Annotated in this window: 22 protein-coding genes and 1 pseudogene; 17 read left to right on the top strand and 6 right to left on the bottom strand. The window is 73.1% G+C overall.

Features of this window, described 5'->3' with window-relative positions; all coding sequences use genetic code 11:
• A pseudogene (locus AB0J39_RS25540) lies at nt 1-576 on the bottom strand (hypothetical protein); the annotation flags it as partial.
• Nucleotides 577-756: 180 nt separating this feature from the next.
• Nucleotides 757-2130, bottom strand: coding sequence for an alpha/beta hydrolase (locus tag AB0J39_RS25535; protein WP_363468894.1), 1374 nt, complete (start codon nt 2128-2130; stop codon nt 757-759).
• Between the two features lie 217 nt (nt 2131-2347).
• Between AB0J39_RS25535 and AB0J39_RS25530 the strand changes: the two genes are divergently transcribed.
• The 7 genes from AB0J39_RS25530 to AB0J39_RS25500 all read left to right on the top strand — a co-directional run bounded on the left by AB0J39_RS25530 (nt 2348) and on the right by AB0J39_RS25500 (nt 10172).
• On the top strand, nt 2348-3340 hold the full coding sequence (locus AB0J39_RS25530; RefSeq protein WP_363468892.1) for a phosphate/phosphite/phosphonate ABC transporter substrate-binding protein: 993 nt from the start codon (nt 2348-2350) through the stop codon (nt 3338-3340).
• Complete coding sequence (locus AB0J39_RS25525) at nt 3333-4115, top strand: phosphonate ABC transporter ATP-binding protein (protein ID WP_363468890.1); 783 nt, start codon at nt 3333-3335, stop codon at nt 4113-4115. Before AB0J39_RS25530 ends, AB0J39_RS25525 begins: the two co-directional genes overlap by 8 nt.
• Nucleotides 4108-5784: a phosphonate ABC transporter, permease protein PhnE gene (gene phnE, locus AB0J39_RS25520; RefSeq protein WP_363468889.1), complete on the top strand. Its 1677-nt coding sequence runs from the start codon at nt 4108-4110 to the stop codon at nt 5782-5784. The genes AB0J39_RS25525 and phnE overlap by 8 nt, the downstream gene beginning before the upstream one ends.
• Nucleotides 5785-5823: 39 nt before the next feature.
• Nucleotides 5824-7029, top strand: coding sequence for a cytochrome P450 (locus AB0J39_RS25515; RefSeq protein ID WP_363468887.1), 1206 nt, complete (start codon nt 5824-5826; stop codon nt 7027-7029).
• Nucleotides 7030-7456: 427 nt separating this feature from the next.
• Nucleotides 7457-8377 carry a hypothetical protein gene (locus AB0J39_RS25510; RefSeq protein ID WP_363468886.1) on the top strand — a complete coding sequence of 307 codons (921 nt, stop codon included), beginning with the start codon at nt 7457-7459 and terminating at the stop codon, nt 8375-8377.
• Nucleotides 8374-9768, top strand: a complete 1395-nt coding sequence (locus AB0J39_RS25505; RefSeq protein ID WP_363468884.1) for an alpha/beta fold hydrolase — start codon at nt 8374-8376, stop codon at nt 9766-9768. Before AB0J39_RS25510 ends, AB0J39_RS25505 begins: the two co-directional genes overlap by 4 nt.
• 278 nt (nt 9769-10046) lie before the next feature.
• Nucleotides 10047-10172, top strand: a complete 126-nt coding sequence (locus tag AB0J39_RS25500) for a hypothetical protein (RefSeq protein ID WP_363468882.1) — start codon at nt 10047-10049, stop codon at nt 10170-10172.
• A 338-nt stretch (nt 10173-10510) separates the two neighbouring features.
• Here the strand turns inward: AB0J39_RS25500 and AB0J39_RS25495 are convergent, their stop codons facing one another.
• Nucleotides 10511-10705: a CsbD family protein gene (locus AB0J39_RS25495; protein ID WP_142560504.1), complete on the bottom strand. Its 195-nt coding sequence runs from the start codon at nt 10703-10705 to the stop codon at nt 10511-10513.
• Nucleotides 10706-10893: 188 nt separating this feature from the next.
• Here AB0J39_RS25495 and AB0J39_RS25490 point away from each other — a divergent pair, with 188 nt between their 5' ends.
• Together AB0J39_RS25490 and AB0J39_RS25485 are read left to right on the top strand one after the other, a co-directional pair.
• The gene (locus AB0J39_RS25490; RefSeq protein ID WP_363468880.1) at nt 10894-11367 is read left to right on the top strand and encodes an SPW repeat protein; all 474 of its coding nucleotides are present in this window, start codon (nt 10894-10896) and stop codon (nt 11365-11367) included.
• Between the two features lie 161 nt (nt 11368-11528).
• Entirely contained in the window at nt 11529-12491 is a 963-nt protein-coding gene (locus AB0J39_RS25485; protein ID WP_363468878.1) for a glutathione S-transferase C-terminal domain-containing protein, read from the top strand.
• A gap of 13 nt (nt 12492-12504) precedes the next feature.
• Here the strand turns inward: AB0J39_RS25485 and AB0J39_RS25480 are convergent, their stop codons facing one another.
• Nucleotides 12505-13677 carry an aminotransferase class V-fold PLP-dependent enzyme gene (locus AB0J39_RS25480; RefSeq protein ID WP_363468877.1) on the bottom strand — a complete coding sequence of 391 codons (1173 nt, stop codon included), beginning with the start codon at nt 13675-13677 and terminating at the stop codon, nt 12505-12507.
• Nucleotides 13678-13800: 123 nt separating this feature from the next.
• Between AB0J39_RS25480 and AB0J39_RS25475 the strand changes: the two genes are divergently transcribed.
• From AB0J39_RS25475 to AB0J39_RS25465, 3 genes are all read left to right on the top strand, one after another.
• Nucleotides 13801-14109, top strand: a complete 309-nt coding sequence (locus AB0J39_RS25475) for a winged helix-turn-helix domain-containing protein (protein ID WP_363468875.1) — start codon at nt 13801-13803, stop codon at nt 14107-14109.
• A 170-nt stretch (nt 14110-14279) separates the two neighbouring features.
• Nucleotides 14280-15254, top strand: coding sequence for a TerC family protein (locus AB0J39_RS25470; protein ID WP_363468873.1), 975 nt, complete (start codon nt 14280-14282; stop codon nt 15252-15254).
• Nucleotides 15255-15344: 90 nt separating this feature from the next.
• Complete coding sequence (locus tag AB0J39_RS25465; protein ID WP_363468871.1) at nt 15345-15992, top strand: 4'-phosphopantetheinyl transferase superfamily protein; 648 nt, start codon at nt 15345-15347, stop codon at nt 15990-15992.
• A 76-nt stretch (nt 15993-16068) separates the two neighbouring features.
• On the opposite strand, the gene AB0J39_RS25460 is transcribed toward AB0J39_RS25465, so the two are convergent.
• Complete coding sequence (locus AB0J39_RS25460; RefSeq protein ID WP_363468869.1) at nt 16069-16995, bottom strand: SDR family oxidoreductase; 927 nt, start codon at nt 16993-16995, stop codon at nt 16069-16071.
• A gap of 121 nt (nt 16996-17116) precedes the next feature.
• Between AB0J39_RS25460 and AB0J39_RS25455 the strand changes: the two genes are divergently transcribed.
• Complete coding sequence (locus AB0J39_RS25455) at nt 17117-17683, top strand: TetR family transcriptional regulator (RefSeq protein WP_363468867.1); 567 nt, start codon at nt 17117-17119, stop codon at nt 17681-17683.
• Nucleotides 17684-17757: 74 nt separating this feature from the next.
• Here the strand turns inward: AB0J39_RS25455 and AB0J39_RS25450 are convergent, their stop codons facing one another.
• Nucleotides 17758-18924 carry an erythromycin esterase family protein gene (locus tag AB0J39_RS25450; protein WP_363468865.1) on the bottom strand — a complete coding sequence of 389 codons (1167 nt, stop codon included), beginning with the start codon at nt 18922-18924 and terminating at the stop codon, nt 17758-17760.
• 91 nt (nt 18925-19015) lie between these two features.
• On the opposite strand from AB0J39_RS25450, the gene AB0J39_RS25445 reads away from it, so the two are divergent.
• The 4 genes from AB0J39_RS25445 to AB0J39_RS25430 all read left to right on the top strand — a co-directional run.
• Nucleotides 19016-19714 (top strand): TioE family transcriptional regulator, encoded by a 699-nt coding sequence (locus AB0J39_RS25445; protein ID WP_363468863.1) that lies wholly within the window; start codon nt 19016-19018, stop codon nt 19712-19714.
• A 224-nt stretch (nt 19715-19938) separates the two neighbouring features.
• Nucleotides 19939-20835 (top strand): SMP-30/gluconolactonase/LRE family protein, encoded by an 897-nt coding sequence (locus AB0J39_RS25440; protein ID WP_363468861.1) that lies wholly within the window; start codon nt 19939-19941, stop codon nt 20833-20835.
• 89 nt (nt 20836-20924) lie between these two features.
• A complete protein-coding gene (locus AB0J39_RS25435) occupies nt 20925-21938 on the top strand; it encodes an alcohol dehydrogenase catalytic domain-containing protein (protein ID WP_363468860.1) in 1014 nt (337 codons plus the stop codon).
• Nucleotides 21939-21976: 38 nt separating this feature from the next.
• A partial coding sequence (locus AB0J39_RS25430; RefSeq protein ID WP_363468858.1) for an FAD-binding and (Fe-S)-binding domain-containing protein occupies nt 21977-24679 on the top strand: 2703 nt, incomplete at its 3' end.

The following is a 24679-nucleotide window of genomic DNA, read 5'->3' as shown; positions in this document are numbered from 1 at the left end:
GTCCAGCACCGGGTCGATGGCGTCGCCGGCGACCTCGCGGGCCCGGAACACGGCCGCCCCGCGCACGCCCAGCCTTCGCACGAGTTCGACGACGTCGTCCGTCTTGTCGTGCGGGGACACCCACACCGCGTCGAAGATCATGCCGAAGTGCAGCAGCCGCAGCCCGTCGCGGAGCGCGCGGCGGGTGTCCCGCTGGTCCTCCGGCACCGAGAACGTGACGACCGTCCACTGCCCGTCCCACTCCGGCGTGGTGGCGCCGAACGTCAGCAGCCGGCGCATGTGCGCGACGATCACGTCGTACGCCCGGGGCGGCAGTCCGTACGCGGTGGTGCGGCCGTTGCGGGAGCTGGCCAGCAGCCCCCGCGAGGCGACCCGCCGCAGGGCGGCGCGGGCGCTGGTCGCGGTGATGCCGAACTCCTCCAGCAGCCGGACCAGCGCCGCCGACGGGATGTGCTCCTGCCGCCAGAACCAGTAGTCGCCCAGCAACGTGGTCAGCAGCCGCTGGGGTTCCGCTCCTTGCCGGGCCCTGGGCAGGGAGCCGGGTTCCGGCGACGCGGCGACCCGGCGTCCCTCCATCGTCAGACTCCTCAGCCGGTGTAGGTGCCCCAGGCGGCCACGTCCCGGAAACGGGCGCCGCTCACCAGGCTCGACCTGCGTGGATTTTACGTCACCCGGCCCGCGTCCGGACTCTCCCGGCGATCTCGGTCGCGGCCCGGCGGCGCCGGGACGACGGTCCGCGGGCCGTCTCCTCGCTCTTCACCGCGGGGGGACGTGGGGACGCAGGAAGCGGCCGGGGGTGTGGTGAACGAACTCCGCGGCGCCCAGCTCCGGGGCCTCGGCGGCCAGGCGTGCGGCCAGCTTGTCGAGCTGGTGAGCCTCGACGTCCGTCCAGCGGCCGGTGGTGACCCGGTTCCTCAGCGTCTGCACCGCGGCGACGAACTCGGCTCCGGTGTAGCGGCAGTGGCCGGGCCGGTCCACGAACGCCTGGCGCAGCATCGCGCCGTTCCCGGCGCGCCGCACCACGTCGGAGTAGGCGCGGGCCTGGGTGACGGTGGGGTAGTTGTCGCCGCGCTCATGCATCGTGAGGACGGGGACGGCGAGCGAGCCGCGCGGGGTGAAGTAGTCCTCCATGTAGGCGACGGCGCCGGGGTCGGCGGAGACGCGCGGCGCCGCCGCAAGGGCGTCGAGATCGGCGTCGAGGTTCAGCCCCGCGCTGTCGTAGAGGGCGCGCACCTGCTTCATCCGCCCGGACTCCCGCAGTTGCCGGCGGTAGTCCACGCCCGCGTTCCAGGAGAAGTTCCCGCCCGCCCGCTGTTCCAGCGGATAGCGGGGAGAGAAGACGGTCGCCATGAACGCCGCGTACTCCTGGGCCTGCTGCCCCGCCCAGTCGCGCGCGGCGGGCTCGGCGGTGCCGGGCACCGACCAGGTGGAGACCTGGGCGAAGGACGCGGCCAGCGCGATGCGGGCCCGGCCGGCCGGCGTCTGCTGGGCGGCGTCCAGGACGGCGCGGGCGGCCGTCGTGCTCCGCGTCTCCTCGTCGGCCGAGGCCAGCCGGACGAGCTTCACCGCGTCGTCATCGGGGGCGAGCAGCGTCTTGAACGCGAAGGCCGCGTCGAGCGACTGGTTGAGCATCGCCACCGGCCCGGCGACCGAGGCGCAGTACGGCAGCGCGCCGTCGATCAGGTCGGGCCGGCGTTCGGCGAGGCCGGCCGCGATGGCGCCGCCCATCGAACCGCCCCAGGCCAGGGTGGTCCTGGGCTTCCCGGCGACCTCGGCGAACTCGGCGAGCGTGTCGGCGGAGGCCCGCAGGGTCTCCTCGACGGCCCAGCCGCTCCCGTAGGGCCGGGTGCCGGCCAGGGCGTACCCGTGGGCCAGCAGCCAGCTTCGCGCGGCGGCGTCGCCGCCGAGGTCGGCCGGCAGGTGCTGCGGGCCGGCGCCCTGGCCGTAGCCCGGGCTGAACGTCAGCACGGTGCCGTTCCAGCCGCGCGGGACCTCGATCGCGTACGTGGCGCCGCTCGGGTGGACACCCGTGACGCTGATGGGACCGGACTGGCCGGACGCCGCCGAGGCGTGTGGCAGTCCGGCCGGTGCGAGGGTGAGCACGAGAGCCGCGGCCGTGAGCACCGTCACGGCCCGGCTCGCCCGATTGATCACTGAACGGGGATTGATGTCCGCCTCCATGGGTGGGCAGCGGCTGCGCCGCCAGATACGCAACAGTTCGGTGGACGCTCGTACATTTATCGCCGCCAATTATGTTCGGCAGAAATCCTACGGTCGTCACAGAAGTGTTGACAATGCTCTGGGGCGTGCTTACTTTGGCCCGACCACCTGCATGTGAGGAGCCTCGATGTCCCGAAACCCAGCGCTGGGCGTCGTCGCGGCGGGTGCCGCGATCGCACTCCTGTCCGCCTGTGGTGCCGGCCCCGGCAGTACCCGCGGCGCGTCCGCCGACGACGGCCGGCCCGATGAGCTGGTCTTCGCCGCCATTCCGTCGGAGCAGAGCGACAACCTCGAGGCGTCGTTCGCCCCGATCGTCTCCGCGCTGCAGAAGGACCTCGGCGTCCCGGTGCGGTTCCAGGCGGTCACCAGCAACGCCGCCGTCGTCGAGGCGCAGGTCGCCAAGCGGGTGGACGTCGCCGTCTACGGGGCTTTCAGCTACTACCTGGCCCGCAGCCGCGCCGACGTCGAGCCCGTGGCCGTCCCGCTGGCCGCACCGGGCGGCGAGCCGGGCGCCTACGCCTACGGGGTGACCCGCGGCGACGACAAGAGCATCACCTCGCTCAAGGACGTCGCCGGCAAGGACGTCTGCTTCACCGATCCCGGTTCCACCACGGGCTATCTGCAGCCCCTCGCCTCGCTGCGGGAAGCCGGCGTCGACGTGGACAAGGACGTCAAGACGGTGTTCACCCACGGACACGACACGGCGGTCGCCTCGCTGCTGGCCGGCGACTGCGACCTCGCCTTCGTCGGCGACGTGTTCATCGACCAGCTGCTGCCCGCCCGCGGCCAGCTCAAGCCGGGGCAGGTCACCAAGGTGTGGACCTCGCCGCTCATCCCCGGGCCGCCGGTCGTGGTCGGCTCCTGGCTTCCGCAGGACGTCCGCGACAAGATCTCCAAGACGGTGACCGGCCTGACCGCCACCGGCGCCGCCTCCGCCGGGCTGTGCAAGGGCAGCGAGATCAAGGGCCCGAAGAACTGGGGCCAGTACGCCGACGCCTCGGCCTGCACCCTCGGCACCTCCACCGCCTGGACGTTCGTCAAGGCCACCGACGCCACCTACCAGCCGATCGCGCGCATCTGCGAGATCACCAAGGCCGAGGTCTGCACGTCCGGTGGCTGAGGAACCCGCCGTGATCGGCGACCCCGTGCTGCGGCTGTCGGAGGTCGGCAAGGGCTTCCACGGCACCACCGTGCTCGACGGTGTCTCACTGGACGTCCCGCAGGGGCAGTTCGTCGCCCTGGTCGGCCCTTCCGGGGCCGGCAAGTCCACGCTGCTGCGGCTGGTCAACGGCATGCACCTGCCGGACAGCGGCACCGTGCGCACCCTCGGCGAGAACCCGGCCGCCTGCTCCCGGAGCCGGTTGCGCGCCCTGCGCGCCAGGGTCGGGTTCGTCTTCCAGCAGTTCGGCCTCGTCGGGCGGCTGTCCGCGCTGGAGAACGTGCTGATGGGGTCGCTGGCCACCCTCCGGCTGCCCAGATACGGGGTGATGAGTTACCCGCGCGCGCTGCGGATCCGCGCGGTGGAGCAACTTGACCGGGTCGGGCTGGCGGACCGGCGGTTCCAGCGCTGCGACACGCTCTCGGGCGGGCAGCAGCAGCGGGTCGCGGTGGCCCGGACCCTGCTGCAGAGCCCCGAGCTGATCCTCGCCGACGAGCCGGTCGCCTCGCTCGACCCGGCGGCGAGCGTGCTGGTGCTCGAGATCCTCAAACGGATCAGCGCCGAGGACGGCATCTCCGTGGTGTGCAGCCTGCATCAGATGGAGCTCGCGCTCGCCACCGCCGACCGGGTCGTGGCGCTGCGCGGCGGCCGGCTGGTGCTGGACGAGCCGGCCGCCGGCCTCACCGCCGAGCGGCTGCGGGAGATCTACGACACGGCGGGGGCCCGCGATGGTTAGCACCACCCCCGCCACGCGGGCCCCGGCCGCGCCGGACCCGGGTCCGCTGCGGCCGCCGAGGAGCGCCCGCGCCCTCGTCGCGGCGGGGCTGCTCATCGCGGCCGTGGCCGTCACCTGGCTGACGTTCTGGTGGATCGGCCTGTCCCCCGCCTCGCTCGCCGCCGGGCTGGACGACACCATGCGGCTGCTGCGCCGGATGTGGCCACCGGACCTGCCCGGCGCCGGCGACGTCGCCTCGATGATCGCCGAGACGCTGCTCATCGCGGTCGCGGGCACCGGCCTGGCAGTGCTGGCATCGGTGCCGCTGGCCTTCGTCGCCGCGCGCACCCACCGCGGTCCCCGCTGGCTGCGGCCGGCCGCCCGGGTGGTCGTCGTGCTGACCCGGGCCGTGCCGACGCTGGCCTTCGCGATCCTGTTCGTGCGGATCTTCGGCCTGGGCCCGCTGGCCGGCGCGCTCGCCGTCGCCGTGCACTCGGTGGGCATGATCGCCAAGCTGCTGGCCGACGCCGTCGAGGAGGCCGACCCCGTCCCGGCCGAGGCGGCGCGCGCGTGCGGGGCCGGTGAGGTGCAGGTGGCCGTCTCCACCGTGCTGCCCCGCGTGTTCCCGGCGCTGGCCGGCATCGTGCTCCACCGCCTCGACATCAACATCCGGGCGTCGGCCGTGCTCGGCGTCGTCGGGGCCGGTGGCATCGGTGTCGCGCTGCAGACCGCGCTGGGCAGCCTCAACTACCACCGGGCGGCGGGGATCATCTGCGTCATCGTCGTCCTGGTGCTGCTGCTGGAGCTGCTGTCGGTGGCGGTCCGCCGCCGAACGGTCCACCACGCGGTCCACCGCGGCAGGGCCGGCCGGTCCGCCGGGGACACGACGCGCACGGCCGCGCTGCCCGCCGGGCGGGCCCCGCACGACGTCGGCTGGGACCGCGGCCGGGTGCTGCGGGTGACCGGCGCGGCGGCCGCCGGGGTGGTCTTCCTGGTGTCGCTGTGGTCCCTGGACCCCGACCCGGGCCGGCTGTCCGGCGCCTGGCCGAACCTGCGCGGCGTGCTCACCGGCATGTGGCCGCCCGCGTTCTCCGGCGACCTGCTCATGGCGGTGCTGGAAAGTCTGCTCATGGCACTGGGCGCCGCCTCGGCGGGCGCCGCCTGCGGGCTCGTGCTGGCCCTGCTCACCGCCGTCAACACCACCCCCTGGCGGCCGCTGTCCGCGGTGGTCCGGGTGCTGCTGGTGGTCGTCCGGGGCATCCCCGACCTCGTGTACGCCCTGCTGTTCGTGGCCGCGCTGGGGCTCGGCCCGTTCGCCGGTTTCCTGGCGCTGTGGATCTCCTCCACCGCGCTGGCGGCCAAGTTCTTCGCCGACTCCCTGGAGCAGCTCGATCCGCTGCCGCACGAGGCGCTGACCTCGGTCGGCGCCCGCCGATGGCAGGCGTTCGCCGCCGGGATCTGGCCGCAGTTCGTGCCGTCGTTCACCGGCAACGGCCTGTTCGTGGCCGACCTGGCGCTGCGGGAGTCGGTCGTGCTCGGCATCGCCGGCGCGGGCGGTGTCGGCTACCTGATGCAGGAGTCGATCGCCACGCTGCGCTACGACACCACCGCCGCGATCGTCATCGCGATCGCCGTCGTCGTGTACGCCATCGAGACGCTCGCCCGGGTCGCGCGCAGGCACCTGCTGTGAGCGGGCGGGCCCATGACGGGAAGGGAAAGGGATTCCACCATGACCACCGCCGCCGACGGCCCCGGGCGCGCCTCCGACTGGGACCCCACCGCGCCGGAGACCTTCGACAGCTCCCACGAGGTCTACGCCGACCTGCGGCGACGCTGCCCGGTGCCGTGGAGCGACGCCTTCGGCGGCTTCTGGGCCGCCACCCGTTACTCGGACGTGGTGCGGGTGGCACGGGACAGCGAGACGTTCAGCACCGCGGTGCAGAACGTCGTCCCGCACGTGCCACGCGCCCAGCGGCGGCCGCCGCTGCACTTCGACCCGCCCGAGCATGCGATCTACCGCGCTCCGATGGACCGGGTGCTGCGCCGCGGCGTGGTCCGGCGCCTCGAACCGGCCTTCGCGGAGGCGGCACGCGAGCTGCTGGGGCCGCTGCTGGCCCGCGGCGGCGGCGACTACTCCCAGGAGTTCGCGCTGCCGTACGCCGCGCAGTGCTTCGCGCTCTTCCTCGGCCTGCCGGTCGACCAGGTGCTGGAGATCCGCCGGATCGGCGTCGAGTACAGCTTCGCCATCCAGGAGATGGACCGGGCCGGGGTCATGGCGGCCGGCGAGGAGCTCTACGCGATCGCCCGGGCCATCGTCGAGGACCGCCGGGCCGACCCTCGCGACCCGGACGAGGACCTGGTGGCCAGCCTGTTGCGGGCGTCCGCCGACCCGGTGCGGCCGATCCCGTACGACCTGGTCGTGGCCACCGTGCGGCAGACCATCGTGGCCGGCATCGGGGCGCCGCACGCCGTGCTGGGCAGCGCCGCCGTCCACCTGTCCCGCGACCCCGGCCTTCAGGACCGGCTGCGCGCCGACCCCGGGCTGCTGCCCGCGGCGATCGAGGAGCTGCTGCGGCTGTACGCCCCCTACCGGGTGTTCGCCCGCACCGCCACCCGGGACGTGGAGCTGGGCGGCCGCACCGTGCGCGCCGGTGAGGCGATCACGATGATCTTCCCCTCGGCGAACCGGGACGAGGCGGTGTTCGACGACGCGGACCGGCTCGATCTGGAGCGGCGGCCCAATCGGCACCTCGCGTTCGGCCGGGGGGCGCACCGCTGTCCCGGCGCGGCGATGGCCCGGCTGGAGATGACGGCCGCGCTGGGCGAACTGCTCGCCGCCACCACCCGCGTCGAACCGGACGGCGAGGTGGAGATGTTCAACTGGCTGGAGTTCGGCCCCAGGTCGGCGCCGCTGCGCCTCGTCCCCCGCCGCTAACCCCGGCGCGGCCTTGATGACGTTTACCGACACGGGCGTCATCATGATGTCGCCTGTCAGGCCGGGAGCCGGGACCGCCGCCCCGCCGCGGCGGCCGACCCGGAGATCGCTCATCTCGTGGACGCGACCAGCGGTCGCTGTCCCTGCCTGGGCGAGCGCGGTCATCCGTGCGGCGGGCACGGGCGTGCCGCACCACACCCGCACCACACCCGCACCACACCCGCAGCGCGTCTCGGTCGCTCCGCCGCAGGATCGCCGCGACAATCAGGGGATTGACATTAATGACAGAACACTGAACGATCGTCTGCGTTGGCGACTTCTATATGCCTCGCGGCAGCTGCCAGGCGCCCCGCCGGCCATTCGCGGACCTCGTCGGGCCCCGAGCCAACACCCCCTGCCCGTCCATCAACCCTGGAGGAAACTCAACGTGCCTGCCCGCTCCATGACCGCGCGGACCCTGCTGGCGGCGACCGTGGGGGCGGTCGTCCTCGCCGGCTCCGGCGCCGCCGCGGCGTCGTCCGTCCAGAAGCCGCCACCGCCGAAGCCGCCCGCGGCCGGCGCTCCCGCGCCCACCATCCTGCCCACGGTCCGCGAGGCCGCCGACGGGTTGCCGGGACACACCGTCTACCGCCCGGCCGATCTCAAGTCGCTGCGGAGGGACAGCCTGCCCGTCATCGTCTACGGCAACGGCGCCTGCGCGACGAGCAACCTGGAGGGGATCACGTTCCTGACCGGCCTGGCCTCGCAGGGATACATCGTCGTGGCCAACGGCGGGCTGGACGAGTTCCCCGTCCCCAACACCCCCGAGAACACGATCGCGCACCCCGAGGCGCTCCTCGCGGCCGCCCACTGGGCCACCGAGTCGAAGCAGGCCCGCAAGCAGTTCGAGGGGCGGGCGGACACGACGCGGGTCGGCGTGCTCGGCCACAGCTGCGGCGGCGTCGAGGCCCTCGCCGCCGGGACCGACCCCATCGTCGACGCGGTCGCCGGATTCAACACCGGATACTTCGCGGAGCCGGCCTTCGGCGGTTACGGGCGCGACCGTCTCGCCGGCCTGCACACTCCGACGCTGCTGGTGAACGGCGGTCCCGACGACGTCGCCTACCAGAACAGCATCGACAACTACGCCCTGCTCGACGTCCCCGCCGCCCTGGTCGGCGACAAGGCCGCCGGCCACGTCGGTCTGATCGCGGGCCTCGAGGCCACCAAGGGCTGGCAGGTGGCCGCGGACTGGTTCGACTACGTGCTGCGCGGCGATCGGACCGCCGGGGCGCGCTTCGTCGGCCCCGGCTGCGGGCTGTGCGGCGAGAACGGCTGGACGGTCAAGTCGAAGGGACTGTCGCTGTGACGCGCCGTAAAGTGACCGCGTGCCTGGCCGCCGCGATGGCCGCCGTCGCCGGGGGCGCGACCGCCGCCGCCGCCGCTGCCCCCGCCGGGCCTCCCGGCGGCACCCCGTGCCTGCCGGACTCCCCCGCCCGCCCGACCTGCATCAGCGGCACCCTCGCGGACGGCACGCCGTACGAGTTCGTCGTCCCGGCCAAGTGGAACGGCACCGTGGTGGTCGCCCTCGACTTCGCCGGTCCGGGCCGGAGCGAGCCCCTGACCGCGCGGTTGCTGGCCGACGGCGTGGCCCGCGGCGGGACGAGCCGGGCGATCACCGGCTGGAACATCAGGTCCGCCATCGACAACCAGGCCGAGGCGCTGGCCCGTTTCGAGCAGGCCTACGGCCCGGCCCGCAAGGCGGTCGCCTCCGGGACCTCGATGGGCGGATTCGTCGCCGCCGGCGTCGCCCAGGTCCATCCCGGCGTCTTCGACGCCGCCGTGCCGATGTGCGGCGGCCTCGGCGGGTCGGTCGGCCAGTGGAACCAGAAGCTCGACACGGTCTTCGTGCTCGAGCGCCTGGTCGCACCGGGACTGCCGGTCGTCGACATCCCCGCCGACATCGAATCGGCCCGGAAGGCGTGGATCGACGCCCTGGCCGCGGCGCAGCGGACCCCGGAGGGACGGGCCCGGATCGCACTGGCCGCCGCGATCGGCCAGTTGCCGGCCTGGGGCCGCAACCCGGACGGGTCCGTGCCGCCGCCTCCGGACGGCGGGGACGCCGCCGCGCTGCAGCAGGGCGCCTACCTCGCGCTCGCCGGTGGGCCCCTGCCCTACATCGGGCAGGCCATGAGCAGCCGGCGCCAGATCATGGACGTGGTCGGCGGAAACCCGTCCTGGAACACCGGCGTCGACTACGAGAAGCAGTTGAGCCTGGCCGAGCCCGCCCTCCGGCGCGCCGTCCGCGACCTCTACAGGGCGGCGGGTCTGGACCTCGCGGCCGACCTGAAGACGCTGGCCGCCGCGCCCCGCATCGCGGCGGACCCGGACGCCGTCAAGCGCTTCTCGCGCGGGATCGTCCTCAAGGGTGACCTGCGGATCCCCGTGCTGACCCTGTCCGGCACCGGTGACCAGATCTCCACCGTCGCCCAGCAGCAGTCGTACGAGGAGAATGTGCGCCGGGCGGGAGCGAACTCCCTACTGCGCCAGACCTACACGGAGACGGTCGGCCACTGCGACTTCTCCCCGGCGGAGCAGGAAGCGGCGCTCGGCACGATGTTCGACCGGCTGCGGAGCGGTCACTGGCCCGCGACGTCCGCCCCGGCGATGAACGCCCGCGCGGCGGCGCTCGCGGCCGACCCCGCTCCTCGGTACGTCCCGTTCACCCCGCCCCGGTTCAACCGCCCCTATCCCGGCTGAGCCGCACGAGCCGCTGCCCGGCGGGACCGGGCAGCGGCCGGGCCGCCGCCCGGGGACACCGGCAGAGGACACGGCAGAGGACACGGCAGGGGACAGAGCAGGGGACAGAGCAGGGGACAGAGCAGGGGACACGGCAAGCGACACAGCTGGAGCATGATCAGGGCGCGTACCCGCAACGGTCACCGATCGTTCACCGAACGGTAACCTTAACTACGCCGTTCTGGGAGGTTTATGCGTCAGTCTTCCCTAGAAGCCGATTTGTCCTACTGAGGTGTCAAGTGACTGAGTTCCTCGCCGCCGTACTCTCCCGGGCGGCCATCATGGTCCTGGAAGCGCTGCTCGTGCGCCTCTTCCAGGCTCTTGTGACGTCGACCTTCCGCGTCACGCTGCCGCAGGCGGCCTGACCGGCGGGACGTCGTCCATCGCGGGCCGGCGCCGCCGGCCCGGCGCCGCAGGGCTTGCGCCGGCGCCGATCCTCCGGATCGGCGGTTCGACCCGGCCCTGCGATCGTTTCCCGAGGGGTCGGTCCCTGCGCCGCACCGGCCGCAGGAAGCGCCCGGTCCGGGCCGGTGAACGCGAAAGCCGGCCCCGCTTGGGACCGGCTGCTCCCCCACCCTGACGGGGACGGGAGCGCCGGGCGATCACGCCCGGCTCGGCGGCTCCCTCGTCCCCCGGCGACGGCCACCGCCCGTTCACCCGGGTGGCGTGGCCTGTCACCTTCCGCGGGATCGTCTCCCCGGGGTCAGTCCTTGAAGGCGTCCTTCACCTTGCCGGCGGCGTCCTTCACCTTCTCGCCGGCCTGCTTCATGTGGCTCTTGGACTGATCGGCGCGGCCCTCGGCCTCCAGGCTCTCGTCGTCGGTGACCCTGCCGAGCCCCTCCTTGGCCTTGCCGGCGACCTCTTCCGACTTGTTGCGGAACTTGTCTTCGGTGCTCATCCGGACGCTCCTCTCGGTTCCAGAAGCTGACGAACTCCCTCTTTCCCCTGGTGAAGTGGCTAAACACGACCTGGCACGTCGCGCCCGCTTCCGCAAACACAATCCCTCCGAAACGGGAAGAAGTGACGAATCGGGCGTACGCTAGGAATAAGGACTAAAGCACACACCTCTGAAGGGTGGTGTGACGTATGACACACGGTGCCGACATCGGGACGCATCCCGACATCATGCAGATGCGCGCCCGCTACGAGGCCGCCGCGGCGAATCCCGTGGCGCAGCTCGCCGACGGTCTCACGCTCCTGAGCGGCCTGTATCTAGCGCTCTCGCCGTGGATCCTCGGATTCAGCGGCACGCGGACTCCGCTCGCGGTGAACAACCTGGTCACGGGTCTCGCCGTGGCGCTCCTGGCGATGGCGTACAGCTCGGCGTTCGGGCGCACCTACGGACTCTCCTGGGTCGCCCCGCTGCTCGGTATCTGGACCATCATCGCCCCCTGGGTGATCCGGGGAGGCATGGCGACCACTGCGACGATCATCAGCAACGTGATCGTCGGCGCGCTCATCCTGCTTCTCGGCCTGGCTACGATGCGGTTCGCCATGATGCAGCGCGGGCAGCCCGGCGGCTTCCGCACCGGGACGCCGCACATGGGACCGGCTCACTGACCGGCCCCCGGCCGAACGGCGGGCGGCGCACCGCCTCGCCCCGCGCCGGCACACCACGCGGGCGCGGCACCGCCGCCCCCGGGATGCCGTAGCCGTCGTCATGTCGCTGTCACCGGCTCCCGTTAGGCTCGTCGTGCAGGAGACGAGAGGACGGTGGCGGCGTGACGACAACGGCCCCCGTCGCGAGTCCGGTGGACTTCGCGGCCTACGGCGACTACACGGTGAAGGCGGCCACCCGGCCGGACGGGTCCTTCGAGCGGCCCTTGTACCGCTTCCGCGACCGCGTAACGGCCGACGGGAGCAGCGAATACGCCGCCGAGCCCGGCCGTTACCACCTGTACGTGTCGCTGGCCTGCCCGTGGGCCCACCGCTCGGTCATCGTGCGGGCGCTGCTCGGCCTCGAGGACGTCGTGTCGATGTCCGTCGTCGACCCCGTGCGCGACGGCCGCGGGTGGGCGTTCCGCGAGGGCCCGGGCCACGGCCCCGACGAGCTCAACGGCTTCACCCTGCTGCGCGAGGCGTACGAGGCGACCGAGCCCGGCTACGACGGGCACGTGTCGGTGCCCGTGCTGTGGGACCGCCGCACCCGCCGGATCGTCAGCAACAACTTCCCCGACATCAGCCTCGACCTCGGCCGGGCGTTCGCGCGGTGGGCCGGGCCGGGGATCGACCTCTACCCGGAGGATCTGCGAGACGACATCGACGCGCTCAACGAGCGCGTTTACGCCGACGTCAACAACGGCGTGTACAAGTGCGGCTTCGCCGAGAGCCAGGGGGCGTACGAGACGGCGGTGACGACGCTGTTCACGGCCCTCGACGAACTGGAGGAGCGCCTCGGCGGCAACCGCTACCTGTTCGGCGACCGGCTCACCGAGGCGGACGTCCGCCTGTGGGTCACGCTGGCCCGCTTCGACACGGTGTACGTGACCCACTTCAAGGCGAACCTGCGCCGCCTCGCCGACTACCCCAACCTCTGGCGTTACGCCCGCGACCTGTACGCGAACCCGGCCTTCGGCGGCACGACGGACTTCGACCACATCAAGCGGCACTACTACGGCACCCACCCGAAGATCAACCCGCTGCGCATCGTGCCCGCGGGACCGGTCATCGACTGGAGCCTGTAGGCGCGACTCCCCGTCACGCGGACGGCAGCGCCGAGCAGAGCCGGTCCAGTTCGTCCTCCGTGTTGTAGTAGTGCACCGAGGACCGCACCAGTGAGGGCAGCCCGCGGGCCTCGAAGTCCCACCGGGCGGAGGTCGCCGCCGACACCGAGACGTTGATCTTCGCGGCCGACAGCCGGGTGGCCACATCCCGGCTGTCGTGCCCGTCCACGGTGAACGTGACGATGCCGCACCGTCGTGCGCCGCGGTCGTGCACGGTCACTCCGGGGAGGGCGGCCAGCCGCCCGCGCAGCGCCTCGGCGAGGCCCGTCACCCGGTCCTCGACGGCGTCGAGCCCGAGGCCCAGCGCGTAGTCGGCCGCCACGCCGAGGCCGATCTTTCCGGCCACGTAGCCCTCCCAGTTCTCGAACCGCCGGGCGTCTCCGCGCACCTCGTAGGAGTCCGCGGAGGTCCAGGTGGCGGCGTGCAGGTCGAGGAACGGCGGCTCCAGGCGGTCGAGCACGCGCCGCGAGCAGTACAGGAAGCCGGTGCCGCGCGGTCCGCGCAGGAACTTGCGCCCGGTCGCCGACAACAGGTCGCAGCCGATCTCGCGGACGTCGACCCGCATCTGCCCGATCGACTGGCAGGCGTCGAGCAGGTACGTCACGCCGGCCTCCCGCGCCACGGCGCCGATCTCGGCCGCCGGGTTGACCAGACCGCCCTGGGTCGGCACATGGGTGACCGCGATCAGCTTGACCCGCTCGTCGAGCATGTCCCGCAGCGCGTCGACGGACAGGGCGCCGGTCTCGTCGTCGGGCACCACGTCCACCTGGACGCCGTGCCGGCGGGCGGTCTGCAGGAAGGCGATCGCGTTGCTGGCGTACTCGGCGCGCGAGGTGAGGATGCGGTCGCCCGGCTTCCAGGACAGGGAGTAGAAGGCCATGTCCCAGGCGCGGGTGGCGTTCTCGACGAGGGCGATCTCGTCCCGGTCCGCGCCGACGAGCCGGGCCAGCGCGTCATAGACCCGCTCGGACCGGTCGAGGACGGCGGCGGCCGCCTCGTAGCCGCCGATGCGCTCCTCCAGGCGCAGGTGGTCCACCACGGCGTCGGTGACCTGGCGCGGCGGCAGCGACGAGCCGGCGTTGTTCAAGTGGACGACGTGCTCACACCCCGGCGTGTCCGCCCGCACCCGTCCGACGTCGATGGTCACGTGAGCCTCCCTGAAGATCCGCGGAAGCCCTCATTCTGCCCGGCGTTCACGATCGTGGTATCGGCCGCGCTCGGCAGGGTGTCCCGACCCTCGTTTCGTGAATCGCTCATCGCATAATGAGGTATGAGCACCTCCTCCCCCGCGGGCGGCTGGACGTTCCTCACCAACCACGCGCACGTCCTGCTGGCGCTCTCCCGCGATCCCGACGCGCGGCTGCGGGACGTCGCCGAGTCGGTCGGCATCACCGAACGGGCGGCCCAGACGATCGTCTCCGACCTGGAGGCGGCCGGTTACCTGCGTCGCGAGCGCGTGGGGCGCCGCAACCACTACACGATCAACCCGCTCGCCCCGTTCCGGCACCCGATCGAGCGGCACCGGCACATCGGCGAGTTTCTCGAGCTGTTCGGGGCGCCGGTTGACGCACGAAACTGATTTCGTGAATACTTGAACACAGTTCGAGGGGGAGTACCCGGCTTCCTCAGCGTCGTCATCACGGCCGCCGTCCTAGGGCGTCCCGGCGCGAGGGTCACCGCAGCTGGTGGCACGGGGAGACCGTCGGCCTGCCGAGCCCGCCGCGTGTGCGGCGGTGATGGAGGTTGACGATGTCGGTGCCCCTGTGGATCTGGGCCGCGGTTCTGGCGGTCATCCTCGCCATGCTCGCCGTGGATCTGTTCGCCCATCGCCGGGCCCACGTGGTGGGCACCCGTGAGGCGCTGACCTGGTCGGGGCTGTGGATCGCGCTCGGGCTCGGCTTCGGGGCCGTGGTCTGGCTCGTGTGGGGGCCCGAGGCGGGCGGGGAGTATCTGGCCGGCTATCTCATCGAGAAGTCCCTGGCCGTCGACAACGTCTTCGTGATCGCGCTGCTGTTCTCGTTCTTCGCGGTCCCCCGCGAACTGCAGCATCGCGTGCTGTTCCTCGGCGTGCTCGGCGCGCTGGTCTTCCGCGCGGTGTTCATCGGCGCGGGCGCGGTGCTACTCGAACACTTCCACTGGATCCTGTACGTCTTCGGCGCGTTCCTGCTCTACACCGGCGTGAAGATGGCCAGGCATTCGGCGATCGAGGTGCACCCCGACCGCAACCCGATGCTGCGCCTGATGCGCCGGTTCATCCCCGTCACCGACTCCTACCAGGGCCAGCGGTTCCTCGTACGGCGGGACGGCGACCGGCAGGACGGGCGCGGCCGGTGGGCCGCGACACCGCTGCTGGCCGTCCTGGTCGCGGTGGAGACCAGCGACATCGTCTTCGCCGTCGACTCGATCCCGGCGATCTTCGCCGTCACCTCCGAGCCGTTCCTCGTCTTCACCTCCAACGCGTTCGCGATCCTGGGGCTGCGGGCGATGTACTTCCTGCTGGCCGGGGCCATGCACCGGTTCGGGTATCTGCGGTACGGCCTGGCGGCCATCCTCGTGTTCGTCGGCGCGAAGATGCTCCTCGCCGACGTGTACAAGATCCCCGTCTGGCTGTCGCTCGTGGTCATCTGCGCCTGCCTCGCGATCGCCGTGGGCGCGAGCCAGTACAGGAACAGCCGCGAGGCGCGCGACGGGACCCAGCTGACCGCCGGAGAGCAGCAGCGGTAGCGCCGCCCGCCAATCGATCTTCCGCCGCGGCGTGTGGATCTGTACCCTCCACACAGTGGAGGGGATGTCCGCGATGCCCGGCATGGCCGCATGATCGACGAGATCCTGCCCTCGTGGGTGGCGTCGGCCGAGAAATTCGGCGACGCGCCGGAGGAGACGCTGTTCCCGGAGGAACGACCCGTCATCGCGCGGGCCGTCGACCGGCGCCGCCGTGAGTTCGTCACCGGACGCCACTGCGCCCGGCTCGCGCTGGCCCGGATCGGCGTGACGCCGGGGCCGATCCCGCGCGGCGAGCGGGGCGCCCCGGTCTGGCCGGCCGGGACGGTCGGCAGCATCACCCACTGCTCGGGGTATCGCGCGGCGGCCGTCGCCTCCACCGGCGTGGCGCGCGCCGTCGGCATCGACGCGGAGACGCACGCGCCCCTTCCCGCGGACGTCCTTCCCACGATCGCCTCTCCCGGCGAGATCGACGCCCTCCGGGCACTGGACGACGCGGACGGCAAGATCTGCTGGGGCAGGATCCTGTTCAGCGCCAAGGAGTCGGTCTACAAGGTCTGGTTCCCGCTCACCGGCAGGTGGCTCGACTTCTCCGAGGCGGTCGTGGACATCGACACCTCCGGCTCGTTCAGCGCGCGGCTCCTGGTCGACGACCCGGCCATGGGAACCCGCGCCCTGTCGGGCCGGTGGGTGGTGAGCGACGGGCACCTCGCGACCTCGATCGTCCTCCCCCGGCCCTGACGATCCCGCACCCGCGCGCAGGCGCGCGGTCATCCGGCCCTGACGATCCCGCACCCGCCTGGCCGCCGGTCGCCGGTCATCCGGCGCGGAAGTAGTGGCCCTTGCCGAGATCGTCGAGCAGCCCCGGCTGAACCGGCCGCCACCCCAGCAGCTCGCGGGTGAGCGCGCTCGACGCCGGGGCGTCGGTCCCGATCATGCCGCCGAGCCAGGAGAAGTGCTCGCCTGCCTCCTCGCGGGCGATCGAGACGACCGGCAGGCCGAGGTGGCGGCCGATCACCCCGGCGACGGCACGGATCGGCACGCCCTCGTCGGCGACCGCGTGCAGCACCGATCCCGCCGGGGCCTTCTCCAGCGCGAGACGGAACAGGTGCGCGGCGTCGACGCGGTGCACCGCGGGCCAGCGGTTGGACCCGTCGCCGACGTGACCGGAGACGCCCCGGTCGCGGGCGATGCCGACCAGCACGGCCATGAAGCCGTAGTCGCCCTCGCCATGCACCGTCGGGGGCAGGCGCAGCACCGACGAGCGGACACCGTGGTTCGCGAAGTCGAGCGTCCGCAGCGCGGTGGCCTGCCGGGCTCCCGGGCCGTCGCCGTGCCCCGCGCCGGAGCCGGGACCACGCCCGTCCCGTTCGGTCGCCACCCGGCCCGGCGTGAGCCCGAGGAGCCCGGAGGCGATCACGAACGGGCGATCGGAGCCCGCGAGTGCCTCGCCGAGCGTCTCGACGGCGCGGCGATCCGCCTCGGCGGCGCCCCGGAAGTCACCGGTGAAGGCGAGGTCGTGCTTGAACGCGAGGTGGATCACACCATCCGACGCGGCGGCTTCGCGCCTCAGGATGTCGAGATCGTCGATCGTGCCACGGCACACCTGCGCCCTTGCCCTGGTGAGGGCGGCGGCCGAGGCGTCGGACCGCGCCAGCCCGACGACCTCGTGGCCCGCACCGATCAGTTCGGGAACGACGGCGGAACCGATCCAGCCGGACGCCCCGGTGACGAATACCCGCATGACGCACTCCAAGTGGTTGGTCGCCCTCCACGCCGGGGCACTCCCCGGCGAGGGCTATGTCAGTGACTGTCATCAAGTTAGCACCGATGTCAGTGACTGTCATCCGGGTAGGATCCCAGGCATGGGTCGATGGGAGCCGAACGCGCGCGGCCGTCTCGCGGAGGCGGCGCTGGAGCTCTACGTCGAGCGCGGCTACGAGCAGACCACGGTGGCGGAGATCGCCAAGCGGTCGGGACTGACCGAGCGCACGTTCTTCCGGCACTTCGCGGACAAGCGGGAGGTGCTGTTCTCGGGTTCGGACGCGCTGCGGGAGCACCTCGTGAACGCGGTCGCCGGCGCCCCCGAGTCCGCGGCGCCGATCGAGGCGGTGACCGCCGCCTTCGAGGAGGTCGGCGCCCTGTTCCAGGAGGACCGCGAACGCGTTCTGCGGCGGCAATCCGTCATCGCCGCCAACGCCGAGCTGCGGGAGCGCGAGCTGATCAAGCTCGCACGGTGGTCCGCCGACCTCGCCGACACGCTCCGGCGGCGCGGCGGCGCGGATCCGGCCGCGAGCCTGGCCGCCGAGGTGGGCGTCGCCGCCTTCAAGATCGCGTTCGAGCGCTGGGTCGGCGGCCCCGGCGAGCCGGACCTGTCGGAGCTCATCCGGGAGTCCTTCGGCGAACTGAAGACCGTGGTCGCGGGCGGATGACCGTCTCCGCCGGCGCGGGGGCCGTGGATTGACGCGCGCGTGTGCCGGGCACCCCTGACACGCGCGCGGCCCTGTCACGCCGACATGAGCACCCGCTTGAGGAAGACGACGCCGTCGATCATGTCGAGCTGGGCCGGGTCCAGCGGGAAATAGGCGAAGTCGCGGGAGACGCGGGGGGCGGGCTTCGTGACGGCCTGGGCCAGCCCGCGAGCGTCGACGAGAGAGCGGTCCCACGGAAGCATGGACAAGATGCCCTCGACGGTGTCCGGGGGCGGGGTGTCGTCGCCGGTCGCGCCGAAGGCCGAGGCCAGGAAGGCGTACCGGTCGCCCAGGTGCGTCGCGGTGATCGCCCCCGCGCTCCACCACTCCAGTCGCCCGTCGCCGAACGGCATCACGCTCTTGTTCCGCTGCAGGTGGAGATTGCTGGCGAAGACCAGGGCCGGGCCGTGTTCCGCGACGGCGCGCAGATTGGCGGCCATCATCGCGTCCCGCAGGGCCGACAGCCGGGTCCACCGGGCCGGGGAAGCGTCGGCCATCCAGTAGTGGTAGCGGAGCAGGCCGGTGGCGGTGCGCGCGTACAGTTCCGCCCGCTGCCTGTCGTCCGCGGCCAGTTGCGGCGCCTGCGTCTCGAGCAGGGCCGCCAGCTCGTCGGCGATCAGCCGCAGCCGCCGGGCCTCGGCGGACCGGCCAATGGACTGGGACGGATCCATGGCCGTGGCCTCGTTCGACCACCGGTCGTCCGGGCCCAGCAGAGTGTCGAGGGTCTCCCCGGTCACCACGGCGCCGGAAAGGGGGCCGTCGAGGAGGGAGTGGAGGGCGGTGAGCGCCTGGCGGGGGCTCGCCGCCCAGTACTCCAGAGGGCCGTCGAACCCGAAGAACCGGAGCTTCTCGTCATGTTCCTCGTTGTAGGCCCGCATCCAGCGCACCAGCTCGCGGTTGGCCGGCGACGCGCCGAAGCCGTGGCTGAAGCCATGTTCCATGACGTGGTCGAGAGTGCCCACGCCGGTCCTGATGTAGTCGTCCACCACGAGGCCCATGAGGCAGTCGCTTTCGATGGCGAACGACCGGTAGCCCTCGTGCTCGACCAGATGCCGGAAGATCTCGTTGCGCACCTCGCCCAGCTCCCCCACGAAGTGCCTGGCCTCGCCCAGGCCGAGCAGCAGAGGCCGGGCGGGAAGCGACCGCAGGAACGCCGAGACTCCCGCGCCGTCGAGCGGCCGGGCCGTGTCCTTGATATCCATGCCTTTGACGGTATCGTTGAACACTCGATGTAAACTTTCGGCCGGAAATCCCCTATCTGATCGCGATGGACCTTCAATCGGTGATGCAGTCATGAGGCCGGTGGACCTGGCGCGCGAGCACGGCCTGTCCACCCAGGCGATCAGGAACTACGAGGACGCCGGCATCCTGCCCGCCGCCGAACGCACCGTCCACGGCTACCGCACCTACACGCCGCTGCACGCGCGAGCCCTGCGCGCGTTCATCGCCCTCGTGCCCGGGCACGGTCACCAGACGGCCACGGCGATCATGCAGGCGGTCAACCGGGGCGCCGCCGAGGACGCGCTGCGGCTCATCGACGAGAGCCACGGCCGGCTCCTCGACGACCGCCGCACCCTCCAGGCCGTCGAGGCCGCGCTCCGCGATCTGGCACCCAAGGCCGACGACCACGTGCCGCAGGAACGCGGCGACACGTTCATCGGCCCCCTGGCCGGACGGCTCGGCCTCCGCCCCGCCACCCTGCGCAAATGGGAGCACGCCGGGCTGGTCCGGCCGCGCCGCGATCCGCGGACGGGCTATCGCGTCTACAGTGCGGCCGACGTACGCGACGTCCGGCTGGCCCACCAGCTCAGGAGGGGCGGCTACCTGCTGGAGCAGATCGCCCCGCTGATCGCCCAGGTCCGCTCCGCCGGAGGCGTCGCCCCGCTGGAGTCGGCCCTGCGCGACTGGCAGGCCCGCCTGTCCGCCCGGGGCCGCGCCATGCTCAAGGGCGCCGCCGACCTGGACGCGTACCTCCGCGCCCGCGACCCCTGAAGCCGATGCGCCGGCGCGCCGCCGGCACCAGTCCGTGGGGAGGCGGACACCGTGTGAGGCCCAGCCACCCTGCACTGTGCACGGGAGATCCTGATGAGGACCTTTTCCCCCGCCCGATATCCGCTCTAGTATCCGGCTATGACCGCGCTTCCGCTCGCTCCGCCGCGGGCGGTTCCCGGCGGCCCGCCGTCCATCCGCGCGATCGCCGCCGGACGGGAGGTCGCATGACCGGGCAGTTCACCGCCGCCCGGGCCTCCGGCGAGGTGTACGCCCTCGCCGAGGGACCCGTGTGGGACCCCGCCAGGGAACGCCTGCTGTGGGTGGACATCGACGCGGGCGCGGTGCACGAGGGACGGCTCGACCCCGTGACCGGCGCCGTCACCGCCACCACCGCGCACACATTCGGCGGCACCTTCGGCGGCACCGTGGGCGCGGTCGCGGTCTCGGCCGACGGTGAGTTCGTCGTCGCCGAGCGCGAGGTCCTCACCCGGGTCGACACCGCCGGCCGCCGCACCGAACTCGCCCGCGTTCTGCCGCCCGGCGTGCGGAGCAGGCTCAACGACGGAGCCGTGGACCCGGCCGGGCGCTTCCTGATCGGCAGCATGGCGCTGGACGACCGGGAGGGCCAGGACGTGCTGGTCCGCCTCGACGGCACGACCTGCGTCCGCCTCGACGAGGACCTGACCCTGTCGAACGGGCTGGCCTGGAGCCCCTCGGGCGACCGCCTGTACAGCATCGACAGCGTCCCGCACGTGGTGTGGGAGCGCGACTACGACCCGGTCACCGGCCGGACCGGTCCGCGGCGGGAGCTGTTCAGGCTCGCCGACGGCATGCCCGACGGGATGTGCGCGGACGCCGAGGGCAACCTGTGGATCGCCGTCTTCGGCGGGGGCCGGGTGGAGTGCCGCGATCCCGACGGGCGCGTGCTCGCCGTCGTCGAGGTCGGCGCGCCCAACGTCACCTGCCCCGCCTTCGCGGGGCCGGATCTCGACGTCCTCGTCATCACCACGGCCCGCAGCGGCGTCGATCCGGCCGAGCACCCGGGGTCCGGGCACCTGTTCACCGCCAGGGTCGGGGTGCGCGGCCTGGCGACGCCCTACTGGGTGCCGCCCCGATCATGAGCCTCGATCCCCGCCGAGGAGACCGGCCCCTGCTCGCCGCCCGCCTGCCCGCCGCTTCCGTCGTCCCGGGCTCGCGGTAGGGGCGGCACGTGCGCGCACTGGTCATCACCGGCCCCGGCAGGGCCGAGGTCGGGGACGTCGAAGCGCCGGTCGCCGCGCCGGGACAGGTGGTCGTGGACGTCGAGCGGGTCGGCGTCTGCGGCACCGACGTGGAGCTGTTCACCGGCGAGATGAGCTACCTGCACTCCGGCCACGCCCGGTATCCGCTGCGTCCCGGCCACGAGTGGTGCGGCGTCGTCACGGCGCTCGGCGAGGGCGTCGACCCCGGCTGGCTGGGCCGCCGCGTCACCGGCGACACCCAGCTCGGCTGCCGTCACTGCGGTCTCTGCCGCGACGGCCTCCACCACGTCTGCCCCGATCGGGCCGAGATCGGCATCCGCAAGGGCTTCCCCGGGGCGCTGGCCGAGCGGCTGGCCGTACCGGCGTGGGCCCTGCACGCGCTGCCGGAGACGATCGACGCGACGACGGGCGCGTTGGTCGAACCCGGGGGCAACGCCCTGCGCGCGGTGCGCGGCGCGGCGGCCGGACCCGGCGACCGGCTGCTGGTGCTGGGCACGGGCACGATCGGCCTGCTCGTCGCGCTGCTCGCGCGGGCGCGGGGCACGGAGGTGCACCTGCTGGGCCGCGACGAGCCCACGCTGCGGCTGGCCCGCGATCTCGGCTTTCCGGGCGTCTGGACCCGCGCGTCACTGCCGTCCCTGCCGTGGCACGCCGTGGTCGACGCGTCCAACGCGGCGGACCTCCCGGCGCTCGCGCTCGACCTGGTCAGGCCGGGTGGCCGGGTAGTCTGTATCGGTCTCGCGGGGTCCCCCAGCCGCATCGACACCCGCGACCTCGCGTTCAAGGACGTCACCGCCGTGGGCGTGCTCAGCGGCTCGGCCGGTCTGGCCGGGACGATCGAGGCGTACGCGGACGGATCGGTCGACGCCCGCCCGCTCGTGGCCGCCACCGTGGGCCTGGACGACGTCGCCGGCGTGCTGGCGGGGAGCCGCCCGGCCGGGGCGGGTCCCGGCCCGAAGATCCACATCGACCCCCGGCGATAGAGGCGCACCGGCGCCTCCTGGACGGAAGCGTTGAGATCATGAGCCTTACCGATGCCGATGCCGCGGCCCAGTCCCGGCCGCGACGGCCGAGACCGTCCGACCCCGCCCTTCTGGCGGCGGTGGAGACCGCCGTCCCGGGGATCGTCCGGGCCCGGGCCAGCGACCGGCTCGGCATGGCGCACGACGCCTCGCACTACCTGCTGACCCCGCAGGCCGTTCTCGTGCCGGAGACCGCCGCGCAGGTGGCGGCGCTCATGCGGACCGGCCTGCCGCTGACCTTCCGGTCCGGCGGCACCAGCCTGAGCGGGCAGGGCGTGAGCGAGCACCTGCTCGTCGACACCCGCAGGCACTTCAGGGCCGTCGAGGTGCTCGACGGCGGCGCCCGCGTCCGGGTGCAGCCCGGCGCCGTGCTGCGTCAGGTCAACGCCCGGCTCGCCGCGTACGGCCGCAAGCTGGGCCCCGACCCGGCCAGCGAGTCGGCGTGCACGATCGGCGGGGTCGTCGCCAACAACTCCAGCGGGATGACCTGCGGCACCCACGCCAACACCTACCGGACGCTGGAGTCGCTGGTCCTCGTGCTGCCCAGCGGGACCGTCGTCGACACCGGCGCGCCCGACGCCGACGCGCGCCTGCGCGCCCTCGAACCCGCCCTGGCCGAGGGCCTGGTGCGGCTGCGCGACCGGGTCCGCGGCAACCGGGACTCGGTACGCCGGATCGAGGCGCAGTTCTCCCTCAAGAACACGATGGGCTACGGCCTCAACAGCTTCCTCGACCACGACTCTCCGGCCCAGATTCTCGCCCATCTCGTGGTGGGCAGCGAGGGCACGCTCGCGTTCGTCGCGGAGGCCGTCCTGCGGACCGTGCCGGCGCACCGCCTCGCCGCGACCGGCCTGGTCGTCTTCCCGGCCCTGCGGGAGGCGATGGCGGCGGTGCCGGAGATCGTCGCCGCGGAGCCGGCCGCCGTCGAACTGCTCGACGCGGAGTCGCTGCGGGTGGCCGCGACCGACCCGTACGCCGACGACGTCCTGCGCACCATGGAGGTGCGCGATCACGCGGCGCTGCTGGTGGAGTGGCAGGAGTCCGATCCCGAGCCGCTCGCCGTGCGCGAGCGGGAGGCCGCGCGGGTCTTCGCCCGGCTGGACCTCGCCGCGCCCGCCCGCCTCAGTGGAGACACCGCCGGACGGGCGGCCCTGTGGCGCATTCGCAAGAACCTCTACGCCGCGGTCGCCGGCGCCCGGCCTAGCGGCACGACGGCGCTGCTGGAGGACGTGGCGGTCCCGGTGCCCGCCCTGGCCGATCTCTGCGACGACCTCGCGGAGCTGTTCGCCGGGCACGGCTACGAGCGCAGTGTGATCTTCGGGCACGCCAAGGACGGCAACCTGCACTTCATGCTCAACGAGCGGTTCGACACGGACCTCGACCGCTACGAGGAGTTCACCGAGGAGATGGTCGCCGCCGTGCTCGGCCGCGGCGGCACCCTCAAGGCCGAGCACGGCACCGGACGGGTCATGGCGCCCTTCGTGCGCCGCCAGTACGGCGACGAGCTGTACGAGATCATGCGCGAGGTCAAGCGGTTGTGCGACCCCGCGGGCACCCTCAACCCCGGCGTCGTGCTGACCGACGACCCGCGGGCGCACCTGCGCGACCTCAAGACGGTCGTCAGCGTCGAGCCCGAGGTCGACCGGTGCGTGGAGTGCGGCTACTGCGAGCCGGTGTGCCCGAGCCGGGACCTCACCACGACCCCGCGCCAGCGCATCGTGCTGCGCCGCGAGATCGCCGCGGCCCGGGCGGCGGGGGACGACGCGCTCGCGCGTCGGCTGGAGGAGGAGTACGACTACGACGCCGTCGACACCTGCGCGGTGGACGGCATGTGCGCCACGGCCTGTCCCGTGCTGATCAACACCGGCGACCTCACCAAGCGCCTGCGCGGCGAACGTCACGGGCGTGCGGCGCGGGCGGGCTGGAAAACCGCCGCCAGGCACTGGGGCGCGGTGACCCGCGCCATGGACCTCGCCATGGACGCGGCCGCCGCGGCCCCGGCCGGGCTCGTGGAGGGGGCGAGCCGGGCGGCCCGCGCGGTGGGCGACCCCGACACCGTCCCCCAGTGGAGCCGCGACCTGCCGCGCGGCGGCACGCCCCGGCGCGCCGCGCCGATCCGGGACGCCGACGCGGTGTACGTGCCGTCGTGCCTGAACACCCTGTTCGCCCCCGCCGACGGCGGTCCCGGCGTCATGGCCGCCGTGCGGCGGCTCGCGGAGCGGGCCGGCCTGCGGCTGCACGTGCCGGAGGGCGTCGAGAGCCTGTGCTGCGGCACGCCGTGGTCGTCCAAGGGCTTCGGCGAGGGTTACGAGGTGATGGGCCGCCGGGTGCGGGAGACGCTGCTGAGCGCGACCGGCGGCGGCCGGCTTGCGGTGGTGAGCGACGCCGCCTCCTGCACGGAGGGGTTCGAACGGCTCGTGGCCGCCGCCTCCCCCGCCGTACGGGTGCTCGACGCGGTGACCTTCGTGGCCGAGCACGTCCTGCCGCGGCTGCCACAGGCGGCGGAGGGCCGCAGGGTGGCCTCGCTGGCCCTGCATCCGACCTGCTCGTCCACCCGGCTCGGCCTCGACGCCGCCATCGCCGAGGTCGCCGGTGCGGTGGCGAAGGAGGTCGTCGTCCCCGAGGGCTGGCAGTGCTGCGCCTTCGCCGGCGACCGGGGCATGCTGCACCCGGAGCTGACCGCCTCCGCCACCCGCGCCGAG

Source organism: Microbispora sp. NPDC049633, from assembly GCF_040675265.1.
GTDB classification, from domain to species: Bacteria; Actinomycetota; Actinomycetes; order Streptosporangiales; family Streptosporangiaceae; genus Microbispora; species Microbispora maris.
Note: the sequence above shows the minus strand (reverse complement) of the source record. Positions and strands in the feature narration are given on the sequence as shown.

What these genes read in the sequence shown, in the direction of transcription:
- AB0J39_RS25450 (WP_363468865.1), bottom strand. Translation starts at nt 18,924, where the DNA reads ATGGATATCAAGGACACGGCCCGGCCGCTCGACGGCGCGGGAGTCTCG.
- AB0J39_RS25475 (WP_363468875.1), top strand. Translation starts at nt 13,801, where the DNA reads ATGAGCACCTCCTCCCCCGCGGGCGGCTGGACGTTCCTCACCAACCAC.
- AB0J39_RS25440 (WP_363468861.1), top strand. Translation starts at nt 19,939, where the DNA reads ATGACCGGGCAGTTCACCGCCGCCCGGGCCTCCGGCGAGGTGTACGCC.
- AB0J39_RS25460 (WP_363468869.1), bottom strand. Translation starts at nt 16,995, where the DNA reads ATGCGGGTATTCGTCACCGGGGCGTCCGGCTGGATCGGTTCCGCCGTC.
- AB0J39_RS25445 (WP_363468863.1), top strand. Translation starts at nt 19,016, where the DNA reads ATGAGGCCGGTGGACCTGGCGCGCGAGCACGGCCTGTCCACCCAGGCG.
- AB0J39_RS25490 (WP_363468880.1), top strand. Translation starts at nt 10,894, where the DNA reads ATGACACACGGTGCCGACATCGGGACGCATCCCGACATCATGCAGATG.
- phnE (WP_363468889.1), top strand. Translation starts at nt 4,108, where the DNA reads ATGGTTAGCACCACCCCCGCCACGCGGGCCCCGGCCGCGCCGGACCCG.
- AB0J39_RS25495 (WP_142560504.1), bottom strand. Translation starts at nt 10,705, where the DNA reads ATGAGCACCGAAGACAAGTTCCGCAACAAGTCGGAAGAGGTCGCCGGC.
- AB0J39_RS25515 (WP_363468887.1), top strand. Translation starts at nt 5,824, where the DNA reads ATGACCACCGCCGCCGACGGCCCCGGGCGCGCCTCCGACTGGGACCCC.
- AB0J39_RS25465 (WP_363468871.1), top strand. Translation starts at nt 15,345, where the DNA reads ATGATCGACGAGATCCTGCCCTCGTGGGTGGCGTCGGCCGAGAAATTC.
- AB0J39_RS25470 (WP_363468873.1), top strand. Translation starts at nt 14,280, where the DNA reads ATGTCGGTGCCCCTGTGGATCTGGGCCGCGGTTCTGGCGGTCATCCTC.
- AB0J39_RS25530 (WP_363468892.1), top strand. Translation starts at nt 2,348, where the DNA reads ATGTCCCGAAACCCAGCGCTGGGCGTCGTCGCGGCGGGTGCCGCGATC.
- AB0J39_RS25455 (WP_363468867.1), top strand. Translation starts at nt 17,117, where the DNA reads ATGGGTCGATGGGAGCCGAACGCGCGCGGCCGTCTCGCGGAGGCGGCG.